Source organism: Candidatus Njordibacter sp. Uisw_056 (assembly GCF_047730085.1).
GTDB lineage: Bacteria > Pseudomonadota > Gammaproteobacteria > Pseudomonadales > Balneatricaceae > Njordibacter.
Map to the genome: position 1 here is coordinate 2,917,291 of NZ_CP159830.1, position 21,144 is coordinate 2,938,434.

Sequence of the window (21,144 nt, forward strand, 5' to 3'; positions counted from 1 at the left end):
AAGGGCCTGCCTCATGCCTGTTAAGCCAAACATTATCACCCCTAGCGGGCATATCCGTCTCATTAATGCTGCAGACAGTGGCGAGCTGGCGAATTACTATTTGCGTAACCGCACTCATTTGTCGCCCTGGGAACCTAAGCGTGGAAGCGATTTCTATCAGCACCAAACCATGCTTAACCGAATCTTGGAAGCAGAGGGTGAGTTTCACGCTGATAAACAAGTTAAGTTAGGTGTTTTTTGCCAGCAGAGCCGGTACATGATCGCTAGTATTGATTTTTCTCAAATTGTTCGTGGCCCATTGCAAGCCTGCTTTGTAGGGTATTCCATTGATGCCCAGCACCAAGGCCAGGGGATGATGCAAGAGTTCATGCCGCCGTGTTTAGAGTATATGTTTAACCAGTTTAACATCCACCGGGTTATGGCTACGTATACTGTTGCTAACAAGCGCAGTGCAGCTTTGTTGGAGCAGCTTGGGTTTGAAAAGGAAGGCTATGCCAAATCTTACTTAAATATTGCAGGTGTGTGGGAAGACCACATACTCACCGCCTTGATAAACCCAAGTTATTAGCCTTAGTTCCATAACACCTGCGTCACTGAAGCATAGCCTAAATAAAAAAACCGGCATCTATTGCTAGAGGCCGGTTTTATAAAGCAAAAGCAATTACTTGATTTTAGCTTCTTTGTACATCACATGCTTACGGACTCGTGGATCGTACTTCATCATTTCCATTTTGTCAGGCATGGTACGCTTGTTCTTAGTAGTGGTGTAGAAGTGACCAGTACCAGCGCTGGAAACCAGCTTAATCTTATCGCGCATTAGTCTTCTCCTTAAACCTTGGTGCCGTTGGCACGGACATCAACTAGAACGGAATCAATACCTTTCTTGTCAACAATACGCATACCTTTAGACGATATCCGAAGGCGAACGAATTTGTTTTCGCTTTCTACCCAAAAACGATGCCAATGCAAGTTTGGTAAAAAACGACGACGTGTTTTGTTTTTTGCGTGAGACACATTGTTACCAGCGACAGGGCGCTTTCCGGTAATCATACATACTCTGGACATTTTAACTTCCTCAAATTTAGTATTGAACTAAACATTGTGCTTAGCTCTCAGGCGGAGCAGCCCTCCAGCGGGCCATTATCCGTACCAGCCACATGACCACCTGAATTCTGGGGGTGGAAATATGGAGGCCGGACTTTAGCAGATTAGCAAAGAATTGGCAAGGATCGTGGGGTTTCACATCATCCCTCTGTCCGCAAATGACACCCATTCAGCGCGGGCTACTACAAAATGGTCCAAGATGCCGATATCAACCAGTGCAAGCGCATCCACCAGCGCCTGAGTAATGAGCTTATCACTGGCACTAGGCTCCGCTACACCAGAGGGATGATTGTGGGCTAGTATTACCGCAGCTGCATTCTTAGCTAAAGCTAACTTAACCACTTCACGGGGATAAACATTAGCGCTATTTATTGTACCTTGAAACAATTCCACGCACTCGATTAAACGGTTTTGGTTGTCGAGTAATAAAACACAAAAAACTTCTCTACTATACTGGCCTATCTCACACTGTAAGTAAGTACCCACTTTATTGCTAGTGCCTAAGTCTACACTTTTTTTAAGCTGCGCTTTTTGAAGCCTTAAACCTAATTCCCTGACCGCTTGTAACTGTGCATATTTTGCTGGTCCCACACCTTTTTGCAAACAGAAATCACCTACATTTGCAGCTAATACCTCATGCAGCCCCCCAAAACGAGATAGTAACTGGCGCGCCACATCTACTGCTGATAACCCCGCACTGCCTGTGCGTAAAAAAATAGCCACCAGCTCTGCATCTGTGAGATATTTAGGGCCAGGGTTTAGTATTCGCTCCCGTGGTCTTTCTGCCATAGGCCAATGTGAAATCGCCATTGCATCCATGCTCCTAATCTATTAGGTTAAGATTAAAGCATAGCAGCCGAACTCTAATTCGCCACCATGACCCAACTTACAGACACCCACGACAACGCTAATGACGGTTTACAGACGTTATTTAAAAACTTGCCTGGCATGGCCTATCGATGCCTTAATCTACCCCATTGGCCCATGAGTTTTGTCAGCGAAGGTTGCGAAGCCTTATGTGGTTATAGCAGCCAAGAGTTAGAGTCTCAGTCTATTTTGTGGGGCGATTTTACTCACCGACATGATGTAGCTGAGGTAGACAGGCAAGTGCGTGCCGCAGCCGATTTTAATCGCCCGTTTGAAATTGAATACCGCATAGTGCCGCGCTCTGGCCCCCATAAGTGGGTATGGGAAAGGGGGCGAGTAGTGGGCAGGCTCGATGATGGCACGGCAATTATTGAAGGCTTTATCACTGATATTACCAGCCTGCGCCATGCAGAGCGCATGGTGAATGAACAGCGCGAACAACTAGCGCACGTAGAGCGCCTCAATACTCTTGGTGAAATGACTGCCGCTATTGCCCATGAACTTAACCAACCACTAACAGCCATCGCCATGTACAGTAAGTCAGCAAAACTGTTAGCTCAGCAGGGCCAACAAGATAAGCTAATGGATGTCATGGATAAGGTGGCTCAACAATCCCACCGTGCTGGCGCAGTGATTGAGCGCATGCAGGCCATGAGCTACCAATCCAGTCACCAGCAAGATCAGGTAAACACAACAGATTTATTGAAGGAGATTAAAGACTTAGCCGAAATTGAAGCTCAAGTAAGGCACTTTACTATTGACTTAAAAATTCCCCAAAATTTACCTTTAGTCTCTTGCGACCCGATTCAAATTCAACAGGTTATTTTGAACCTATTACGTAATGGCATGCAGGCTATGCAAACCAATCAATGTACCTCTGGCAGCGCCATAGAGCTGCGGGCAGTCATTGATCAGCAGCAGCTATGGATAAAAGTAACCGATCAAGGCACTGGCATCGAAGACAGCATGGCTGATAAGTTGTTTTTAGCCTTTGCTTCGAATAAACACACGGGTAAAACTGCAGGTATGGGCTTAGGCCTAACCATTGGTAAGGCCATTATTGAAGCCCATGGTGGTCGTTTGAATTACCGTAATTTAGTGCCAAGTGGGGCAGAATTTTTCTTTAATTTAACCATTGCTCCAAAGGCACAAGCATGAACCAGTCTGTCTTCATTGTTGATGACGATCCTGCCGTGCGAGATTCCATAAGCTTGTGGTTGTCCTGCCATAGCTATAACAGTGTTTGTTTTGAAGACGCTATGCAGTTTATACAACAATTCACTGCAGACTTAAGCGGTTGCATTATTGCAGACATTCGCATGCCCGGTATGGATGGCTTAGAGCTACAGGCACATCTCAACGAAATGGGCTGTCAACTACCGCTGATATTCATTACTGGCCATGGCACTGTGCCTATGGCGGTTGAAGCCATGCGCAATGGCGCACTGGATTACTTGCGGAAGCCAGTAAATGAACAGCAGTTATTACTCAAGGTGGAAGAAGCTTTTGCCACTGATGAAGCCAATAGCCAACGGCGTCAGCAAACGCTTGAACACCAAACCCAACTCAATAGCCTCACAAAAAGAGAACAACAGATTGCAGCACTCGTTGTAGACGGCCTTGCCAATAAAGTAATTGCGTCTGATCTTAGTATTAGTGAACGAACAGTTGAAGTACATCGCGCTAGCGTAATGTTGAAACTAGAGGCAAAAACCCTGCCAGAGCTTGTGAAAAGCTATCTCAAAATTACTGAGTAGTCGCCGTTAACTGTCATCAAACCCCTACTTTGGCGCTGTTCCAGTTCTCACTATGCTGAAGAACATGAGTAATTTTAAACAGCATCTAAACTACGGGTTTCCCACAATATGCAACGGCGATTATTTCGTCTAGGCTGGTATTACATGAGTGAGAACTTGCCATAGATTAATTAACGAGGTGTGTCATGAGTAAAAAACGTGTTGCTATTATTGGCGCGGGGCCGAGCGGCTTAGCCCAATTACGAGCTTTCCAGTCTGCCCAAGCTAAGGGTGCAGAAGTTCCAGAAATCGTGTGTTTTGAAAAACAGGATAATTGGGGTGGATTGTGGAATTACACCTGGCGCACAGGGGTAGACCAGTATGGCGAACCTGTTCATGGCAGCATGTACCGCTACCTTTGGTCTAACGGCCCTAAGGAAGGGTTAGAGTTTGCTGACTACTCTTTTGACGAACACTTTGGCCGAGAGATTGCCTCATTCCCTCCACGTGCGGTGTTGTTTGACTACATCGAAGGTCGTGTTGCAAAGGCTGACGTACGCAAGTACATCCGTTTTTCTAACGTTATTCGTAATGTTTCTTATAACGATAGCTCAGACACCTTCACTGTTACTGCAGAAGATTTGCCTAAAAATAAGCAGTATCAAGAAGAATTTGACTACGTTATTGTCTCTAGCGGCCACTTTTCCACACCCCATGTGCCTGAATACCCTGGTTTCAATCACTTTAGCGGCCGCATTATGCACGCTCACGACTTCCGTGACGCATTAGAGTTTAAAGATAAAGACGTGTTGATTCTAGGTACCTCTTATTCAGCAGAAGACATTGGCTCTCAGTGCTGGAAGTATGGCGCCAAAACCATTACCGTGGCCCATCGTACAGCCCCCATGGGTTACGACTGGCCAGACAACTGGCAGGAAGTCCCGGCCTTGGAGCGAGTGGATGAAAGTACAGCCTACTTTATTGATGGTACACAAAAGCAAGTTGATGCCATAATCCTATGCACGGGTTACATTCACCACTTCCCATTTATGGAAGAGTCTCTCAAACTCAAAACTAATAACCGCCTGTATCCAGTAGATCTTTACAATGGCGTGGTATGGCAACATAACCCTAAGCTGCTTTATCTTGGCATGCAGGATCAGTGGTACACCTTTAACATGTTTGACGCTCAAGCTTGGTATGCAAGGGATGTTGTTATGGGGCGCGTGGGTTTACCAACACAGCCAGAAATGCAGCAAGACATTAATAATTGGCGGGCCGAAGAAGACGCCTGTGCCGACGACTATGCAGCCATTGCTTTTCAAGGTCGCTACACCATGGAGTTAATGGCTAAAACTGACTATCCAGCCATCGACTTAGAAGACTGTAACCAAGCCTTCTATCAATGGAAAAAGCACAAGAAACTAGGCATCATGACCTTCCGTAACCACGGTTATAAGTCCGCACTGAGTGGTAAAATTGCGCCGCCTCATCACACCCCATGGGTGGATGCACTGGATGACTCTCTAGAATGCTATTTGGGCAAGGGCGAGAACTAGGCTTAATGCTAGGCTAACGCTAGCCTATTAATCAGGGGGAGTGTGCCGTCGATGGCCACTTCCACCTCATCACCAGGGGCTAAAAAACGCATGGGGTTAAATCCCATGCCCACCCCAGCAGGGGTTCCTGTGGCAATCACATCACCCACTTCCAGGGTAATACCTGCCGATAATGTTGCTATTAGCGTAGGGATATCAAAAATCATTTGTGCCAAAGTAGCATCTTGTCTTAGTTCGCCGTTCACTTTACAGGTAAGGCGCGTATCCTCACTTAATGGCTTACCGTAAGTAGGTGTAATTGCGGGGCCCATGGGGCCAAAACCATCTAAACATTTACCAAGGTGCCATTGATTATGGCGTTTTTGTAAATCTCTAGCAGACACATCGTTATAACAGCTAAACCCAAAAATGTGACTCCACGCATCCTGTTTAGAAATATTGATCCCAGCCTTGCCAATTACCAGGGCTAGCTCCCCCTCATAATCTATCTTGCCTGTCACACCCTCATGAAGGGGTATGGTATCAAGTGGCCCAATAAGCGTATTTGTTGCCTTACTGAATACTATAGGATATTTTGGTAGATCGGCGCTAATTCCCATTTTATCAGCAATTTCTAACGCATGGTCAGCATAGTTTTTGCCAATACAAAATACGTTACGGCGCAACTGCGGTAGCGGTGAACCCACCAATTCTGGCATGTAAGTAACACAGGCAACATTCTCTACATAAGCCATATTAGCCAGTTTTTCAAACTCATCCTGCACGTTTTTGGGGCTATCCAGCAAAGACCATATGTCGGGGCACAGAACCGCTAAACCTAAAGCGCTGCTGGCCGCATCAATATCGATTAAGCAGCCCTGGATAACAGCACCTAAACGGCCGCGTTTGGTAGTGACATAATGCATGTAAATTACTCCTTAATAATCTGTATCAGTTAAATAGCCCTTTGTCGCATACCGAAGTTAAACAATGTTAGGTATAATGCCGCTTCATTTAAGACCCAAAGCCGCATTAATGCGACATTGTGGTCTATTTCAATACCTTTTACCTGTCACTGAGCAGTCAATCAAAAGGTCCACGCTTCGGAGTATCTAATGAAGAGCCCAGTTAACGTTGTTATCACCGGTGCCGCCGGCCAGATTTCTTATTCCCTTATCTTTCGTATCGCCAAAGGCGAAATGTTAGGTAGCGATCAGCCAATAAACCTAAAGTTATTGGAAATTACCCCAGCCCTTGGCGCACTCAATGGCGTGGTTATGGAAATTGAAGACTGCGCCTTCCCGTTAGTGAACTCTATCACGCCTACCGATGACGCGGCAGTGGCCTTTAATGATGCTCATTATTGTTTACTTGTTGGCGCTCGTCCACGTGGCCCAGGTATGGAACGTAAAGACTTGCTAGAAGCTAACGCAAACATCTTTACCGCCCAAGGTAAGGCAATCAACGACAACGCTAACAGCAACGTTAAAGTGCTTGTTGTTGGCAACCCTGCCAACACCAATGCTTATATTGCCATGAAGAGCGCGCCAGATCTAAACCCATTGCAGTTTACAGCCATGACTCGTTTAGACCACAACCGCGCCCTTACCCAACTTGCTAACCAAACTAATGCTGGCGTAAGTGACGTGAAGAACCTATGCATCTGGGGCAACCATTCAGCCACTATGTACGCCGACGTAACTAATGCCACAGTGAAGGGCCAGGCAGCAACAGACCTAGTGGATCAAAACTGGATCGACACAGACTTTATTCCAGTAATCGCTCAACGGGGAGCGTCTATCATTAAAGCCCGTGGTGCGTCTTCCGCAGCCTCTGCAGCCAACGCAGCAATTGACCACATGCGTATCTGGGCTGCCGGCACAGAAAATGGTGATTGGACCAGCATGGGCATCCCCAGTGACGGAAGCTACGGCATCCCAAAGGATTTAATGTTCTCTTTCCCTGTCACTTGCCAGAACGGTGAATACAGCATTGTTCAAGGCCTATCAATTGATGCTGCAAGCCAAACTTACATCGATAAGACTCGCCAAGAGCTAGAAGAAGAGCGCGATGCTATTTCTCATTTAGTCTGATTTAGCATTTGGCTAAAACAAAAAAACCGCCAAAGGGCGGTTTTTTTAGGCCTTTATTTTAGACCATGGTACTGATCGTTATTTACTGATGAGCAATCTCAGCTCTCTCTTCCGCGTTATAAGACACAACAAGCGGAATGATAAGCATCGCCGTCATTATCCAAAAGCATACCGCCATACCCATAGGGCTGTCAGCATAACTGAAGATGGCTTCTGCACCTTCCCAGCTGGTAATTGGTGATGAATTAAACATAGGTATATCCTCTTATTCTTAATGGATACAAGCTAAACCTGAATAGGCTTAGCTTGCACAACTTACTTTATTGAGAACGAATCTCTTCTGGATAGGCAACGCCTTCCAACTCGTTATCCATACCGTCACGTTGGACGCCGTCACCAGCACGAAGTACACCCAACTTGTTGAAGATCCAAGATAAAACATAACCCGGGATAAAGCCTGTGGCGATCATTACTGCAGCGCCAATAACTTGGCCTGTCATGTTGATCGGTGGAATTTCAAAGCCGTCCCAAGAGCTAAAGCCTGGGTAACCGCCTAGGAAGATACCAACAGCCAATAAGCCCCAGACACCACACACACCGTGCACAGATACAGCGCCAACAGCATCGTCGATGCCCATTTTTTCCAATTGCTTAGCAGCCCAAGGCCCTAAGTAACCTCCAGCGAAGGCAATTGCAAATGCCAATGGTGGGTACCATAAGTCAAGACCAGCTGCAGCGGAGATAACACCACACAAAGCACCAGACATCATCCAGAAAGGATCACGGGTACAGGCGTAACAACCGATAATACCACCAGCAACAGCCATTAAGGTGTTAAAGAGGTATGCAGAAAGAGTGGTGGGACCACCGTAGATGTTTGTCCAGCCACCGCCTACACCGTAGTTATACAGCACACATGCGCCGATGAAGCCGAAGAAACCTACAACGATCAACATCAAACCGGTAATGGTCATAGGTAAGCTATGCCCACGGATGACGTTAGCACTGCCATCTGCATTGAACTTACCAATACGTGGGCCAAGGTTGATCAACACACCTAAAGCAAAGAAGCCAGAGATTGTATGTACCACACCAGAAGCCACAGCATCGTGATAACCATATTCAGTTACCAACCAACCGGCTGGATGCCAGCCCCAAGACGCTGCCAAGTTCCAAACTACAGAACCCAAGATAACTGCTAGTACAACGAAGGATGCCATACGGATACGTTCAATAACCGCACCTGACAAGATGGAAGCCGTAGTACAGGCAAACAGAGTAAACGCACCCCAGAATACACCTGTGGCTTGGTCTGCCATGTTAGGTCCCATAATAGCTGACATAGGTAAGCCAAATTCGCCCCAAACAGGGTCGTAGGTAAAGCCCTGCCACATAGACAAGTAGATTAACCAGCCAAACATATAAAACGTAGGAATCATAAACGCAAATGCGAGAATGTTTTTAGTACCAGAAGCCAACGAATGTTTTACTCGTGAAGCGCCCATCTCGTACATGAGAAAGCCCGCATGGATTAAGATCATTATGGCGGTACACCAATAATAAAATATTTCGAGGTTAGTGTTACTTAAACCCTGTAACGCCTCAATTGCTGCCTGCATTTCTTCAGGAGTCATTGTCTCCCTCCACTTTTTTGTTGTTATTTTAAGGTCACTAGCGCATTAATCATGCGATGAGAGATATAAGTATATCGACACAAACGATATACTCTTATCTAACATCCATCATATTAACCATGAAGTTATGCAGGCGTCAAATACAAAACCGCCACATTTTTTTTCATTGATGGCAGGCAAAAACAGCTGTAATCGACTATTTAAAGGGCTTAGAACCTAATTTACTATGGTAGACAAAAACGACATCATTTACAGAAAACCAAGTTGGTTGCAAAGAAATGTAAAGTTTATGTACTTAGCAGCCCTTTTAGTGACGCTACCAAGTTGGCTGTGGATTAGTTGGATAACTTTAGATGAACAAGCCCATAAAGACCTGCACCAAAAGGTGTACGACGACTTGTCACTGTTTGCTGAAAGCCTCAATAGTGAACTCGAAAAATACCGATTCATCCCCAAAGTACTCATGCTTGACGCCAGCCTCGTAGCTCAAGTATCTAACCCCAACTTAGCAACTGCAAGTAGCCTGCCTAACCAACATCTGCAACATATTCGCCAAGCTACCAATGCCGATGAAGTGTTTGTCATGAATTCTACTGGCACTACAGTTGACTCAACCAACCTAGATAATGTTGGTAATCGTTATGAGAATAGTCCCTTTTACAGTTCAGCTAAGGCTGGTGGGTCCGGTGGTTTTTTTACTTTAGGCCTATATGCAGGCATACGGGGATACTATTTTAGCGAACCTTTATTTGAACCTGAAACCGGTGAAGTGGTTGGCGTTATTGTAGTAAAAGTAAATATGGCGCGCCTGGAGCGTACCTGGCTCAATAAAGCCACACCGATGCTAATTACCGACGAATATGGCGTAGTAATCGCATCAAGCATACCTAGCTGGCTATTCCTTACTCGCTCTCCACTGACGGACATACAAAAACAGGCCATTCGCGCAAGCAGCAAATACCCAATGGTTTCTTTTCCTCTCTTACAAACACAGGTGCATAAAAATACCCCTTATGGCCAAATTATAAGCTTACCAAAGGCTGGCTTTAAGCGAGTGTTAGAAGTTACCAAGCGGATGCCAGAGTTAAACTGGACCATTTATGGCCAAGGTGATCTTGTAGCCGCAAAAAAGAGTGTGTTTCAAGGTGTAGCCATTTCATCATTATTGTGGGCTTTGCTACTCAGTTTAGCTTACGTGGTCACTCAGCGTCGCCTTCAACTTTTGGAGACTTTAAACCGTCGAGAAGTTAATCAAAACCGCCTACAACAAGCTAAGGATCAACTCGAATACCGTGTCGCTGAGCGCACAAAAGCCCTGCAACAAAGCAACCAAGAACTCAAGCAAACCCAGCAAGAACTTATTCACTCAGCTAAGCTTGCAGCGCTTGGCCAGTTAGCCACCAGCGTCACCCATGAGATCAACCAGCCATTAACTGCGATCATGGCCTCTGCAGACAACGCAGAACAGTGGTTGGCAAGATCACAACCAGAAAAAGCACAGGAAAAACTTTTACAGATAAAAAATTTAGCCCACAAAATGGGCCTCATTACGGCTCATTTAAAAACATTTGGCCGCAAAACTGATGATAAAACTGAATGGGTGTGCCCTCAAACTGCCCTGGACAATGCTTTATCTTTGCTTTTACCTCGTATCAGTCACGAAAGGGTTGAAACTATTTTGGAAGACATGTCCTGCATACAAGTGATGGCCAATGACGTGAGGCTGGAACAAGTATTTATTAACCTATTAACCAATGCCTTGGACGCTATGCACAAAAGTCCTCGCAAGCTTATTAGGATATACTTTCAAAGAAGCTCACCCAATAAATTAAAAAAAGCCACCATTTATGTCACTGATACAGGATCTGGAATTGATAGTGAGCACTTACATCACTTATTTGATCCATTTTTTAGCACCAAAGATGTGGGCGTGGGATTAGGTTTAGGTCTCACAATTTCGTACAGTATTATAAAAACTATGGGCGGCGAACTTAGTGCTGAAAATTCGACTGAGGGTGCAGTATTCGCTATCCAATTGCAGGCCCGAAATAGACATTAGGCATCACTACATGATGGCCACTAGAGAAAATACATGAACCTACCCACTATCTGTGTAATCGACGACCATCAAGATATCCGCAATGCATTGGTTGAAATGCTGCACCTAGCAGATTATGCGGCTGTTGCCTTTGCCAGCGCAGAAGATGCTTTAAAAACTCTTGACCGGAGCTGGCAGGGCATCGTCATTTGCGATATTCGTATGCCCAAAATGGACGGCTTTGAGTTATTAGCAGCACTACAAACATTAGATTCAGACTTGCCGGTCATATTAATCACTGGCCATGGCGATGTACAAATGGCTCTTAGTGCTATCCGCAGCGGTGCTTATGATTTTATAGAAAAACCATTCCGTCGCGAGCATTTATTAGAAGTCGTTAGACGCGGGCTAGATAAGCGGCAGCTGGTTAGTGAAAACCGACAACTAAAAGATACTATTGCAGCTCAGTACAAGGAAAAAATTATAGGCCACTCAACTGCCATTAATGGCCTTAAAGAAAAAATTACCCGCCTGGCTAAAGCAGATGTTAATACGCTTATTTGTGGTGAAACAGGCACTGGTAAAGAATTAGCAGCGAGGAGCCTGCATGAACAAAGCGACCGAAATAAAGGCCCCTTTGTGGCAATCAACTGTGCAGCATTGCCCGAGTCAATGATGGAGGCAGAGTTGTTTGGCTACGAAGCAGGCGCTTTTACTGACGCAAAAAAAGCCCGCATTGGTAAATTTGAGTACGCACACCAGGGCACCATTTTTTTAGACGAAGTGGAAAGTATTCCCTTATCATTGGCGGTAAAAATATTACGTGTATTACAAGAGCGCCAAATAGAGCGGCTAGGCTCAAACCAATCTATTAATATTGATATAAGGGTCATTGCGGCCACTAAAAGTGACCTCAAACAGCTATCTGAACAAGGTGCTTTTAGGGAAGATCTATACTATCGCCTTAACGTAGTTGAGCTGCACTTGCCGCCATTACGCCAACGGGACCAAGACATTGTGCTACTGTTTCGCTACTTTGTTAGCCAGGCTAGTAGCCGTTTTAACATTGTCGCTCCTGACTTGTCCTTGCACGTGATTGATACCTTGATGCAACATGGTTGGCCTGGAAATGTGCGTGAGCTTATTAATGTGGCCGAGCGTTTTGTGCTAACAGACACACTTATTGATCAGCGCTCCTTAGCTAACTGGCAATCTGACAGCAGCCGCAGCAGCCTGCCTAATCGTTTGGAGCACTATGAAAAGCGGCTCATTGAAGAAGCGCTGTCCCAAGCCCAAGGCTCAATTAAACGCACCTACCAAGGCTTAGGCATTGCCCGCAAAACTTTGTATGACAAGCTAGCCAAGTATGGCCTTGATCGTCACCGGTTTATGGATGATTAGGAGCTATTGAATGTTACCTAGTTCACCACTTGCGGGAGCCTAAATAAGTGTGTAGATATCTACACACTCGCCTAAATTAATGTATAGATTGCACTACACTATTGATCAATATTAAAAAATATAGCCATACGTATCAAATGGTTAATATTTGGCACAAGAGTTGCAGTTAAGAGATCAGTAGTCTAACTACAGAATCACTAATAATTGTAATAACGAGGTTCATTATGAAATTTTTTCTAAAAACTGCTTTGGCAAGCACCATGGCAGTCGCTCTTGTGTCCGCTCCAGCCCAGGCTAGTGAAGTGTGTCAAGATGGCGAAATCGTCATTAAGTTTAGCCATGTAACTAATACCGACAAGCACCCTAAGGGAATCGCGGCAACCGCCTTAGCAGAGCGTGTTAATAGTGAAATGGACGGCAAGGTTTGTATGGAGGTCTATCCTAATTCAACTTTATATGGTGACGGAAAAGTTCTAGAAGCCATGTTATTGGGTGACGTTCAAATGGCGGCGCCATCTTTGTCAAAATTTGAAAAGTACACCAAGCAATATCGTTTGTTTGACTTGCCTTTTATGTTTAAAAATATGGACGCCATTGATGCATTTCAATCATCAGAAACTGGCCAGGAAATGAAATCAGCCATGGTGAAGCGTGGGATTTTAGGACTTGAGTTTTGGCACAACGGTTTGAAGCAGCTATCAGCTACTGAACCCCTACTAACGCCTTCTGATGCTGCTGGCATGAAGTTTCGCGTAATGGCATCAGATGTACTTGTTGCTCAGTTTAAGGCCCTTGATGCTGTACCTCAAAAAATGGCCTTTAGTGAAGTGTATCAAGGGTTACAATCTGGCACGATTCAGGGTCAAGAAAATACTTACTCTAATATTTATGGTAAAAAATTCTTCGAAGTCCAAGATAGCGTAACAGAGTCAAACCATGGCATTTTAGATTACATGGTAGTCACATCTACAGAATTTTGGGATGGTTTACCTAATGACATCCGTAATCAGTTAGAGACTATTTTACGTGAGGTGACTGTTTCACGTAACGCTCAATCGTTTGCAGTAAACGAAGCTAACAAAGAAGCTATTTTAGCTACAGGCAAGACCATTCACGTATTAACAGATGAGCAGCGCGCCCAATGGAAAGCGGCCATGCTACCTGTGTGGGATGAGTTTAAAGATGACGTGGGCCAAGAAAATATTGATGCGGCGCAAGCCATCAACGCTCAGTACTAATTCTATAGTAATCCACTAAAATCAGGGCCCTAATTTTTAGGGCCCTGATTTTTTTAATTTGTTGTTAGACCCCGTATTAATGGCCTTAAGGTGACATTATGAATGCGCAACCATTGCTAAAAATCAACCTAGGTGACCGTATTGAGCGTAATTTTATTGCCCTCTTGTTAGGGCTAATGACCATGATCACCTTCACCAATGTGGTGATTCGCAAGTTACAAGAAATGGACTTTTGGCGCAGTGATTGGTTTGAACCTTGGGCCGAACCTTTATCTACCTTCGGATTACAATCATTAGAAACCACCGTATTCCTTTTTGCTTGGCTAGGCATTGTTGGCACCGCTTATATGGTGCGGATCAATGCCCAATTAGGCGTCGATGTAGCACTTAACTACATGTCTCCCACTTGGCGAAAAGTGGCGACCTTATTTGCCATAAGTGCATGCATTCTCTATACCTTGTTGCTACTTAAAGGCAGCTGGGACTACTGGGCTCCCTTTGCAAACTTGCCCCCTACAGAAGGACGTATCATTCCAGAAGGGTTCAAAGCGCGTTACTTGAGCCAAGGCTATTATGAAGTCAACGACATTGTGATGCCCAACTGGGGTCAGTTTTTAAGTGACTGGTTCAATGATGGCGAAGAATACGAAAAAATTCCACGTTTTATCCCCTATTTTGCACTCCCACTTGGCATAACAATGTTGTTGTGGCGTTACCTTCGCGTTGCCAGTGACATAGTAAGAGGCAAAGCTAACATGATTATTGCAAGCCACGAAGCTGAAGACCTAGTTGATCAGGCTGCAGCACAAGCAGACAAGGATTAACGCATGGAAGCCTTATATTTATTTGTATTGGTGATTTTATTACTCTTAGTGGGCGTGCCAATTGCTGTGTCCCTAGGGTTGAGCTCTATTTTGTTTTTATTGGTTTATTCAGACAGTTCTTTAGCGTCTGTTGCGCAAACCCTATTTTCAGCCTTTGAAGGCCATTACACCTTACTTGCCATTCCATTTTTCATTCTAGCGTCTAGCTTTATGTCTACTGGGGGGGTGGCTAAACGTATCATTCGCTTATCCATCGCCTGTGTAGGCCATTTCCATGGCGGTTTAGCTATCGCTGGAGTCTTTGCCTGCATGATGTTTGCGGCCCTGTCAGGCTCATCTCCTGCCACTGTGGTTGCCATCGGTTCTATTGTCATTGCGGCTATGACAAAGGTGGGTTATAGCAAAGATTTTGCTGCAGGTGTCATTTGTAATGCTGGTACTTTAGGGATCTTAATACCACCGTCCATAGTCATGGTGGTATATGCCGCCGCCACAGACGTTTCTGTAGGGCGTATGTTCTTGGCGGGTGTCATTCCAGGCCTATTGGCCGGCACCATGCTCATGATAAGCATCTATTTTTACGCTCGCTATAAAGGTATGCCTAAGGGTCAGTGGGCCGGATGGGCCGAAGTATTTAGTGCAGCAAGAGCAGCCAGCTGGGGCTTATTTTTAGTAGTTATCATTTTAGGGGGTATTTATGGCGGTTACTTTACCCCTACAGAGGCCGCGGCGGTGGCGTCTGTGTATGCCTTTATTGTGTCGGTTTTTATTTATCGTGATATGGGCCCACTAAAAACAGCAGAAGGTAAAAATCCGTTATCACTTAGAAAGAATCCTCAGGCGCTTTTTACCGCATGGTTTCATGCGGATACACGCGAAACTCTCTACAATGCTGGCCGCTTGTCTGTCACATTATTGTTCATTATTGCCAATGCCTTAATCCTAAAACACGTACTAACAGACGAACAAATTCCACAAACTATTGCTACTGCGATGTTAGCAGCAGGCTTAGGCCCGATTATGTTCTTAGTTATGGTGAATTTGATCTTATTGATTGGTGGTCAATTTATGGAGCCGTCAGGCCTCATAGTGATTGTGGCTCCGTTGGTATTCCCCATTGCCATAGAATTAGGCATAGACCCTATTCACCTTGGCATTATTATGGTGGTGAATATGGAAATTGGCATGATTACCCCTCCCGTAGGCCTTAATCTATTTGTAACATCAGGGGTGGCGGGAATGTCTGTGATGCGGGTCGTGAAGGCTGCCACACCATGGCTTGGAATCTTGTTTATATTCTTGATTATGGTAACTTACATCCCTGCCTTGTCGACGTTCTTACCCACCTATTTTATGGGTCCAGAGATTATCACTCGCTAAACCGTTGATACTCAATTAACCATTAGGCTAGGTACCAAGGATTTCATTTCTTGGTGCCCCTCTGATGGGATGTTTGTTGGCTGTTTTGCCTCGTTAATTTTGACCATCAATAGGATCTATAGTGGCCACATTTTCTGCAACAGCGCCTGCACGACTTGCCACTCGGCTTACGTTTTTTACTGCTGGGTTTACAATGGCCTGCTGTGCCCCACTTTTTCCATTTATAAAAAATAATGTTGGGGCTAATGAAACCCAGTTTGGCCTTCTGTTACTTTGCTTTGGGCTTGGCTCTATTGTTGCCATGCCACTTACTGGGTTTGTAGCGGCACGCCATGGCCCTAGGTCTATGGTGTTATTGGGTGGCTTTGGCCTGATCATTTTTCTTCCTACTTTAACAATGGCTGAAACGACCTTTGCACTTGGGTCTTTTCTATTCCTTTTTGGCGCATCACTTGGCACCATTGACGTGGCGATGAATATCCATGGTGTGGCTGTAGAGGCTCAAGAAGATCGCTCCTTAATGTCAAATTTTCACGCTCAATTTAGCATTGGTGGGCTGTTTGGCGCTGGGTTAATGACCTTGCTTTTATCAGTGGGCGTACCACTAGTGATGACTGCAGTCATAGGGGCTACATTAGCCCTTTTGGCGATGCTGCTAACCATCCCAAGACTTTTACATGTCAAAGTTGCAAAACAGAGCAGGTTTGTATTCCCTCACGGCATTGTTCTTTTGCTAGGGTTGCTCGCTGCCATTGCATTCTTAGTTGAAGGTGCTGTGCTAGATTGGGGCGCTTTATTGATCATCGAACGCCAATTAACGACACCACAAAGTGCTGGTGTAGGGTATATCCTATTTTCAGCTGCCATGGTGATTGCGCGTTTAACGGGAGATCGTATTGTTGCTGCTTTAGGAGAGTTATGGGTACTTATTTTGGGTGGCATTATAACGATCCTAGGGATTGCCACAACTCTAGTTGCAAATTTACCCTTAGTCGCTTTGGGTGGATTCGTACTAATCGGCTTAGGGTCTGCTAATTTAGTGCCGATATTCTTCAGTGCTGCTGGAAGGCAAGCACTGATGCCCGCTAGCCTTGCTATCGCTTCAGTAACAACAATAGCTTACGCTGGCGTTTTGGTAGGGCCAGCTATGATCGGTTTTGCAGCTGATTTAATGAGTTTGCCCATGGCGTTTTGGTTGCTTGCTTTATTGATTGCATGTGTTCCTTTTACTGCCTTTTTAGTGACTAAGCATTAGGCCGGTGTTGCTATACCTAACAGGTGATTACATCCTGCCTAAACACCTTTTTTAAAACGTACATGCTGGCCGCTACAGACGGGCCAATGCCTAATGCAAATAACACCGTTCCAAGCCCAACCGTGCCACCTAATACCCACCCAGCTGCGATCACTGACAGCTCAAGCCCACTTCGAACCCATGCAATAGGTAAGTCTGTCACTCTTTGGAGGCCAGTCATTAATCCATCTCGTGGCCCTGGCCCTAAATTCGCAATTAAGTATAGCCCACCGCCAAACCCCGTCACTAACACACCAAGTATTGCTTCGCCAAGCTGAAGCATAACGTGATCAAAGGTAGGTAAAAATGGGAGCAAGAACTCAAGAACTAAGGCAATAATCACAGCATTTAGAATTGTTCCAATGCCTGGTGTTTGCCTAAGTGGTATCCAACAAACTAAAACCACAAAACTAGTAATAAAAGTGGCAAAGCCAATACTCCACCCAGTAATGTGCATAATGCCTTGAGCTAACACTGTCCAAGGGCTAACTCCAACACCTGCAGCGACAAGCAACGCTTCTCCTACACCAAAAAGAGTAAGCCCCATTATAAGGAATAAAACAGAAACTAAAGGGGGTCTTAAGGTCAGTGCTTTTGGCGAACTCCAGAAAAGTGATGGGACTTCTTTAACTGACAAAAATTTTGGCATTAATCTCATTTTTTAATCTTTTCTCATACGTATTAAAGCGGGCACACTGTTAACCATTAAGGTCGGAGACTAGGCGTTTTATTTCTTCACTTTGTAACATTTGTTTGGCTTTGACACTACTTGGATCTTGAGCATTAGTGCTAAAAAACTTCATAAGGTTATTAAGCTCTATAGCGTGCTTGGTAGATATCCCCACTGCCTCCCCTCGCTGTTTCATGTCTTCGGCAATAGCTCTTACATCATCTACAATACCTTCTACACTAATACTGACACACTTGAGTGCCAGGGCAATATTATCAAACTCGCCTTCTAAGTCGTTACGTGTGACTTGGGTTAAGTCGCCTTCACTCATTACCCAGGCCATCCTCGTTATTTCCTGTACTGCTAGCTCTAAGGTGCTGACAGACTGATTGATGGTCTGCTCTAAGTGACCTAAATCACCCTGTGATGCCGTTTTTATTCGCGCAGTAAAGTCACCAACAGCAATAGCTCCCATAAGCAAATGAATTTGTTCGATAGCTTTTTGTTGGCTCTCTAATAGGCTATTTAAGGCATGCCCTGTTTGACCAGTCTCGTCTCTAGTAAAATCTGGATAACGAATTGAGAGATCGCCTGTGCGCTCAATTTTGCGAATAACACTAGCCAACAAATGCATGGGTTTAGTAATAATATCGGCGAAGATAAAAGCTAAAAGAGCAACCACCACTATGCCTATAGTAGCCATAGTTAACGTCGTGGTTTTTAATACGCTTGCAGTAGCAAGTGCGCCTAACTGATCAGCTTTACCTATATTACCCATGCCAGAGCGTTCAGAGGTAATATGGCCCATGCTGGCAGCAGATAACTGCATGGCTAAAATAACTACAACGTCACCTTGTACTGAAACTGGCGCAGCAATAAATGCTTCAGGGGCAGTATTGCTTGCCGATAAAGAAGTTACGTCAGACATATGATATCGGCTATGAGCTATGGTTTTTTGCACTACTTCACCAAGGCCAGAGTCTTTATATCTGCCAGAAACCAGATTAGTTTGGCAGCCTGCTTGTTGAGTAACACTGTAGAAACAGTATCCTTCTAGGTCGAGTAAAAACAAGTCATCATAGTTGTTGCGTTCAATGTAACGACTAAACAGCGACTGTCCATATGGGTCTACGTCGACGATGGCCGTCTCTAAGCCTTGTTTTTCTATTAGCAGGGAAAGGCTGTCTGCTAGAGACTCGATGTTATTTTGGATATCAATGAAGTGCTGCGTGGTTTGATTAGCGTTGATCTTCTGAAGCGTTGTTGCCTGCTTTAATGCTAGCGTATCTAATGCGTGGCTAGAGTATTGGAGACTGATTACCCCGACGATTAGAGCTGGTATAACGCTCATGAAAAATATCAGTGCAATTAGCTTATTTTTCAAACTCATGTTTGCCTTTAGCTTGCCGCAGCGTTGAATGGGTTAACTGAATTCTATCATTTGCACTATGATGCTGCAAAAACATGCACTAACGCTCATATTTAACTTTTCCTGCTGTTTAGTTGTGGCTAACGAGTTCTAATGAGTAGCATTAGTGATGCCTTTAGGTTCTTTAGGCGACTCAATCGTATGTTTTGGCCTACATCATATTACATATTTTTATGCTCACAGCAGAGGCATTAAAAGGGCGCTTTACCATAGTCGATCTGCCAGCCGGTTTTTATGGCGTTCGGGTAATGCATGACCTCACTGGCAATGGCGAGTTAGACGCAAATTTTGTGAGCATGCCAAAAGAGCCCTGCGGATTTTCCAACAATGCGACACCTAATTTTGGTCCACCAAAATGCGACGGCATAAGGTTTCAACTGGATGGAAATAACCAACAAGTCATTGATCTTAACCTATAGGTTTAGTCGCTCAGCCGTTTCAGCAGGGTGTTGTGTATGCATTAAACTGTATAACTGCAGTAGCCCAGCTCTTACTGGGACTTACTAGCACTTAAAAGTCTACCTTTCCACTTGGGTTAAGGTCTGATCGAGAGACTTTTTTATCTTCTCAATCAGTTCATCAATTTCTAATTTACTAATAATCAACGGAGGGCACATAATCATACTATCCCCTACGGCACGCATAACTAGGCCATTGGCTAAGGCATAGTCACGGCAAATACCACCAATACCCACTTCTTTAGGGTAGTTAGAGTGACTTTCTTTGTCTTGCACAAGCTCTATCGCCGCCATTAGACCAATACCACGAACTTGTCCTACTAGTGGGTGATCCACTAATTCTGCTAACCGTTGCTGTAAATAGGGCCCCGTCACATCCCGGACCTTCTCTATCATGCCTTCATTTTCAATAATACTAACATTGGCTGATGCCACCGCTGCTGCAACTGGATGACCAGAATAAGTATAACCGTGGGCAAACTCACCACTCTCGATCACAACCTTGGCTACACGCTCACTAATTAGTACGCCGCCAATAGGCATATAGCCAGAAGACAGGCCCTTGGCTATGGTCATAAGGTCGGCTTCAATGCCTAGAGTTTCAGATGCAAACCAATTACCTGTGCGCCCAAAACCTGTGATTACTTCATCTGCAATAAGCAATATATCGTATTTTTTACATAGCCTCTGAATTTCTGGCCAGTAGGTTGATGGTGGCACAATAACAGCACCAGCACCTTGCACTGGTTCACCTATAAAGGCTGCCACATTTTCTGCACCACACTCAATAATTTTTGTTTCCAACGCTTGCGCTGCACGCAAACCCAGCTCTTCCTCCGTTTCACCAGCAAAGGCTTCGTGATACCAGTGGGGCTGCATGATGTGTTCAATACCGTCAATAATTCCACCTTGGGAATGCATACCTTTCATGCCACCTAAGCTCATAGAGGCCATTGTGCTGCCGTGGTAGGCATTATCGCGCGAAATGATGATGCGCTTGCTTGGCTGACCCTTGGCTTGCCAATAATGGCGCACCATACGCACATTAGTGTCGTTAGACTCAGACCCAGAACCTGTAAAAAATACGTGGCTAATGTGCTTAGGTGCTAGCTTTTTGAGCTGTGCAGCTAACTTGATAACAGGAGGGTGGGCAGTGCCAAAAAAGCTGTTGTAGTAGGGCAGTTCGCGCATTTGCTTGGCGGCAACGTCCGCCAACTCATGACGCCCGTAACCAACATTTACACACCAAAGGCCTGCCATACCATCCAGTACTTTGCCGCCTTCAGAATCGTATATATAACACCCATCAGCTCCAGTAATGATACGTGTGCCCTTTTCATGCATGGCTTTTGAATCAGTGAACGGGTGCATGTAATGCTGGCGATCTAGCTCCTGTAGGGCTTTAGTGTCGTGTTGTTTTGCGTTCATTTTATTAATTTC

The 21,144-nt window shown here is 45.0% G+C and carries 21 protein-coding genes; 12 read left to right on the plus strand and 9 right to left on the minus strand.

The window, feature by feature from the left end:
* The first annotated feature begins 13 nt into the window (after window positions 1-13).
* On the plus strand, window positions 14-568 hold the full coding sequence (locus tag ABXT60_RS13885) for a GNAT family N-acetyltransferase (protein ID WP_443630688.1): 555 nt from the start codon (window positions 14-16) through the stop codon (window positions 566-568).
* Between the two features lie 93 nt (window positions 569-661).
* On the opposite strand, the gene rpmG is transcribed toward ABXT60_RS13885, so the two are convergent.
* The 3 genes from rpmG to radC all read right to left on the minus strand — a co-directional run bounded on the left by rpmG (window position 662) and on the right by radC (window position 1,914).
* The gene (gene rpmG, locus ABXT60_RS13890; protein WP_046485738.1) at window positions 662-817 is read right to left on the minus strand and encodes a 50S ribosomal protein L33; all 156 of its coding nucleotides are present in this window, start codon (window positions 815-817) and stop codon (window positions 662-664) included.
* Window positions 818-828: 11 nt separating this feature from the next.
* Window positions 829-1,065 (minus strand): 50S ribosomal protein L28, encoded by a 237-nt coding sequence (gene rpmB, locus ABXT60_RS13895; RefSeq protein WP_046485740.1) that lies wholly within the window; start codon window positions 1,063-1,065, stop codon window positions 829-831.
* A 174-nt stretch (window positions 1,066-1,239) separates the two neighbouring features.
* A complete protein-coding gene (gene radC, locus ABXT60_RS13900) occupies window positions 1,240-1,914 on the minus strand; it encodes a RadC family protein (protein WP_443630689.1) in 675 nt (224 codons plus the stop codon).
* A 66-nt stretch (window positions 1,915-1,980) separates the two neighbouring features.
* Between radC and ABXT60_RS13905 the strand changes: the two genes are divergently transcribed.
* The 3 genes from ABXT60_RS13905 to ABXT60_RS13915 all read left to right on the plus strand — a co-directional run bounded on the left by ABXT60_RS13905 (window position 1,981) and on the right by ABXT60_RS13915 (window position 5,266).
* Window positions 1,981-3,129 carry an ATP-binding protein gene (locus ABXT60_RS13905; RefSeq protein WP_443630690.1) on the plus strand — a complete coding sequence of 383 codons (1,149 nt, stop codon included), beginning with the start codon at window positions 1,981-1,983 and terminating at the stop codon, window positions 3,127-3,129.
* Window positions 3,126-3,728 (plus strand): response regulator transcription factor, encoded by a 603-nt coding sequence (locus ABXT60_RS13910; RefSeq protein WP_443630691.1) that lies wholly within the window; start codon window positions 3,126-3,128, stop codon window positions 3,726-3,728. The genes ABXT60_RS13905 and ABXT60_RS13910 overlap by 4 nt, the downstream gene beginning before the upstream one ends.
* Window positions 3,729-3,913: 185 nt before the next feature.
* Entirely contained in the window at window positions 3,914-5,266 is a 1,353-nt protein-coding gene (locus ABXT60_RS13915) for an NAD(P)-binding domain-containing protein (protein ID WP_443630692.1), read from the plus strand.
* Window positions 5,267-5,274: 8 nt separating this feature from the next.
* Here ABXT60_RS13915 and ABXT60_RS13920 read toward each other — a convergent pair whose 3' ends face one another.
* Entirely contained in the window at window positions 5,275-6,171 is an 897-nt protein-coding gene (locus ABXT60_RS13920) for a fumarylacetoacetate hydrolase family protein (protein WP_443630693.1), read from the minus strand.
* A gap of 189 nt (window positions 6,172-6,360) precedes the next feature.
* Here ABXT60_RS13920 and ABXT60_RS13925 point away from each other — a divergent pair, with 189 nt between their 5' ends.
* Window positions 6,361-7,338 (plus strand): malate dehydrogenase, encoded by a 978-nt coding sequence (locus ABXT60_RS13925; protein WP_443630694.1) that lies wholly within the window; start codon window positions 6,361-6,363, stop codon window positions 7,336-7,338.
* Between the two features lie 82 nt (window positions 7,339-7,420).
* On the opposite strand, the gene ABXT60_RS13930 is transcribed toward ABXT60_RS13925, so the two are convergent.
* Both ABXT60_RS13930 and ABXT60_RS13935 read right to left on the minus strand, forming a co-directional pair.
* Window positions 7,421-7,591 carry a hypothetical protein gene (locus ABXT60_RS13930; protein WP_443630695.1) on the minus strand — a complete coding sequence of 57 codons (171 nt, stop codon included), beginning with the start codon at window positions 7,589-7,591 and terminating at the stop codon, window positions 7,421-7,423.
* 67 nt (window positions 7,592-7,658) lie between these two features.
* Window positions 7,659-8,972, minus strand: a complete 1,314-nt coding sequence (locus ABXT60_RS13935) for an ammonium transporter (RefSeq protein ID WP_443630696.1) — start codon at window positions 8,970-8,972, stop codon at window positions 7,659-7,661.
* A gap of 226 nt (window positions 8,973-9,198) precedes the next feature.
* Here ABXT60_RS13935 and ABXT60_RS13940 point away from each other — a divergent pair, with 226 nt between their 5' ends.
* The 6 genes from ABXT60_RS13940 (at window position 9,199) to ABXT60_RS13965 (ending at window position 17,108) form a co-directional block, all read left to right on the plus strand.
* Complete coding sequence (locus ABXT60_RS13940) at window positions 9,199-11,031, plus strand: sensor histidine kinase (protein ID WP_443630697.1); 1,833 nt, start codon at window positions 9,199-9,201, stop codon at window positions 11,029-11,031.
* A gap of 33 nt (window positions 11,032-11,064) precedes the next feature.
* A complete protein-coding gene (locus ABXT60_RS13945; RefSeq protein ID WP_443630698.1) occupies window positions 11,065-12,411 on the plus strand; it encodes a sigma-54-dependent transcriptional regulator in 1,347 nt (448 codons plus the stop codon).
* 224 nt (window positions 12,412-12,635) lie between these two features.
* Window positions 12,636-13,649: a DctP family TRAP transporter solute-binding subunit gene (locus tag ABXT60_RS13950; protein ID WP_443630699.1), complete on the plus strand. Its 1,014-nt coding sequence runs from the start codon at window positions 12,636-12,638 to the stop codon at window positions 13,647-13,649.
* A gap of 98 nt (window positions 13,650-13,747) precedes the next feature.
* Window positions 13,748-14,473, plus strand: coding sequence for a TRAP transporter small permease (locus ABXT60_RS13955; protein WP_443630700.1), 726 nt, complete (start codon window positions 13,748-13,750; stop codon window positions 14,471-14,473).
* 3 nt (window positions 14,474-14,476) lie between these two features.
* The gene (locus ABXT60_RS13960) at window positions 14,477-15,853 is read left to right on the plus strand and encodes a TRAP transporter large permease (RefSeq protein ID WP_443630701.1); all 1,377 of its coding nucleotides are present in this window, start codon (window positions 14,477-14,479) and stop codon (window positions 15,851-15,853) included.
* 121 nt (window positions 15,854-15,974) lie between these two features.
* Window positions 15,975-17,108 carry an MFS transporter gene (locus ABXT60_RS13965; protein ID WP_443630702.1) on the plus strand — a complete coding sequence of 378 codons (1,134 nt, stop codon included), beginning with the start codon at window positions 15,975-15,977 and terminating at the stop codon, window positions 17,106-17,108.
* A gap of 16 nt (window positions 17,109-17,124) precedes the next feature.
* Here the strand turns inward: ABXT60_RS13965 and yczE are convergent, their stop codons facing one another.
* Both yczE and ABXT60_RS13975 read right to left on the minus strand, forming a co-directional pair.
* Entirely contained in the window at window positions 17,125-17,805 is a 681-nt protein-coding gene (gene yczE, locus ABXT60_RS13970) for a membrane protein YczE (RefSeq protein WP_443630703.1), read from the minus strand.
* Between the two features lie 40 nt (window positions 17,806-17,845).
* Entirely contained in the window at window positions 17,846-19,168 is a 1,323-nt protein-coding gene (locus tag ABXT60_RS13975) for a HAMP domain-containing protein (protein WP_443630704.1), read from the minus strand.
* Window positions 19,169-19,419: 251 nt separating this feature from the next.
* On the opposite strand from ABXT60_RS13975, the gene ABXT60_RS13980 reads away from it, so the two are divergent.
* On the plus strand, window positions 19,420-19,665 hold the full coding sequence (locus tag ABXT60_RS13980; RefSeq protein ID WP_443630705.1) for a DUF2141 domain-containing protein: 246 nt from the start codon (window positions 19,420-19,422) through the stop codon (window positions 19,663-19,665).
* Window positions 19,666-19,764: 99 nt separating this feature from the next.
* Here the strand turns inward: ABXT60_RS13980 and ABXT60_RS13985 are convergent, their stop codons facing one another.
* Window positions 19,765-21,132 (minus strand): aspartate aminotransferase family protein, encoded by a 1,368-nt coding sequence (locus tag ABXT60_RS13985; protein WP_443630706.1) that lies wholly within the window; start codon window positions 21,130-21,132, stop codon window positions 19,765-19,767.
* Window positions 21,133-21,144 lie beyond the last annotated feature (12 nt).

What these genes read in the sequence shown, in the direction of transcription:
- ABXT60_RS13885 (WP_443630688.1), top strand. Translation starts at nt 14, where the DNA reads ATGCCTGTTAAGCCAAACATTATCACCCCTAGCGGGCATATCCGTCTC.
- rpmG (WP_046485738.1), bottom strand. Translation starts at nt 817, where the DNA reads ATGCGCGATAAGATTAAGCTGGTTTCCAGCGCTGGTACTGGTCACTTC.
- rpmB (WP_046485740.1), bottom strand. Translation starts at nt 1,065, where the DNA reads ATGTCCAGAGTATGTATGATTACCGGAAAGCGCCCTGTCGCTGGTAAC.
- radC (WP_443630689.1), bottom strand. Translation starts at nt 1,914, where the DNA reads ATGGCGATTTCACATTGGCCTATGGCAGAAAGACCACGGGAGCGAATA.
- ABXT60_RS13905 (WP_443630690.1), top strand. Translation starts at nt 1,981, where the DNA reads ATGACCCAACTTACAGACACCCACGACAACGCTAATGACGGTTTACAG.
- ABXT60_RS13910 (WP_443630691.1), top strand. Translation starts at nt 3,126, where the DNA reads ATGAACCAGTCTGTCTTCATTGTTGATGACGATCCTGCCGTGCGAGAT.
- ABXT60_RS13915 (WP_443630692.1), top strand. Translation starts at nt 3,914, where the DNA reads ATGAGTAAAAAACGTGTTGCTATTATTGGCGCGGGGCCGAGCGGCTTA.
- ABXT60_RS13920 (WP_443630693.1), bottom strand. Translation starts at nt 6,171, where the DNA reads ATGCATTATGTCACTACCAAACGCGGCCGTTTAGGTGCTGTTATCCAG.
- ABXT60_RS13925 (WP_443630694.1), top strand. Translation starts at nt 6,361, where the DNA reads ATGAAGAGCCCAGTTAACGTTGTTATCACCGGTGCCGCCGGCCAGATT.
- ABXT60_RS13930 (WP_443630695.1), bottom strand. Translation starts at nt 7,591, where the DNA reads ATGTTTAATTCATCACCAATTACCAGCTGGGAAGGTGCAGAAGCCATC.
- ABXT60_RS13935 (WP_443630696.1), bottom strand. Translation starts at nt 8,972, where the DNA reads ATGACTCCTGAAGAAATGCAGGCAGCAATTGAGGCGTTACAGGGTTTA.
- ABXT60_RS13940 (WP_443630697.1), top strand. Translation starts at nt 9,199, where the DNA reads ATGGTAGACAAAAACGACATCATTTACAGAAAACCAAGTTGGTTGCAA.
- ABXT60_RS13945 (WP_443630698.1), top strand. Translation starts at nt 11,065, where the DNA reads ATGAACCTACCCACTATCTGTGTAATCGACGACCATCAAGATATCCGC.
- ABXT60_RS13950 (WP_443630699.1), top strand. Translation starts at nt 12,636, where the DNA reads ATGAAATTTTTTCTAAAAACTGCTTTGGCAAGCACCATGGCAGTCGCT.
- ABXT60_RS13955 (WP_443630700.1), top strand. Translation starts at nt 13,748, where the DNA reads ATGAATGCGCAACCATTGCTAAAAATCAACCTAGGTGACCGTATTGAG.
- ABXT60_RS13960 (WP_443630701.1), top strand. Translation starts at nt 14,477, where the DNA reads ATGGAAGCCTTATATTTATTTGTATTGGTGATTTTATTACTCTTAGTG.
- yczE (WP_443630703.1), bottom strand. Translation starts at nt 17,805, where the DNA reads ATGAGATTAATGCCAAAATTTTTGTCAGTTAAAGAAGTCCCATCACTT.
- ABXT60_RS13975 (WP_443630704.1), bottom strand. Translation starts at nt 19,168, where the DNA reads ATGAGCGTTATACCAGCTCTAATCGTCGGGGTAATCAGTCTCCAATAC.
- ABXT60_RS13980 (WP_443630705.1), top strand. Translation starts at nt 19,420, where the DNA reads ATGCTCACAGCAGAGGCATTAAAAGGGCGCTTTACCATAGTCGATCTG.
- ABXT60_RS13985 (WP_443630706.1), bottom strand. Translation starts at nt 21,132, where the DNA reads ATGAACGCAAAACAACACGACACTAAAGCCCTACAGGAGCTAGATCGC.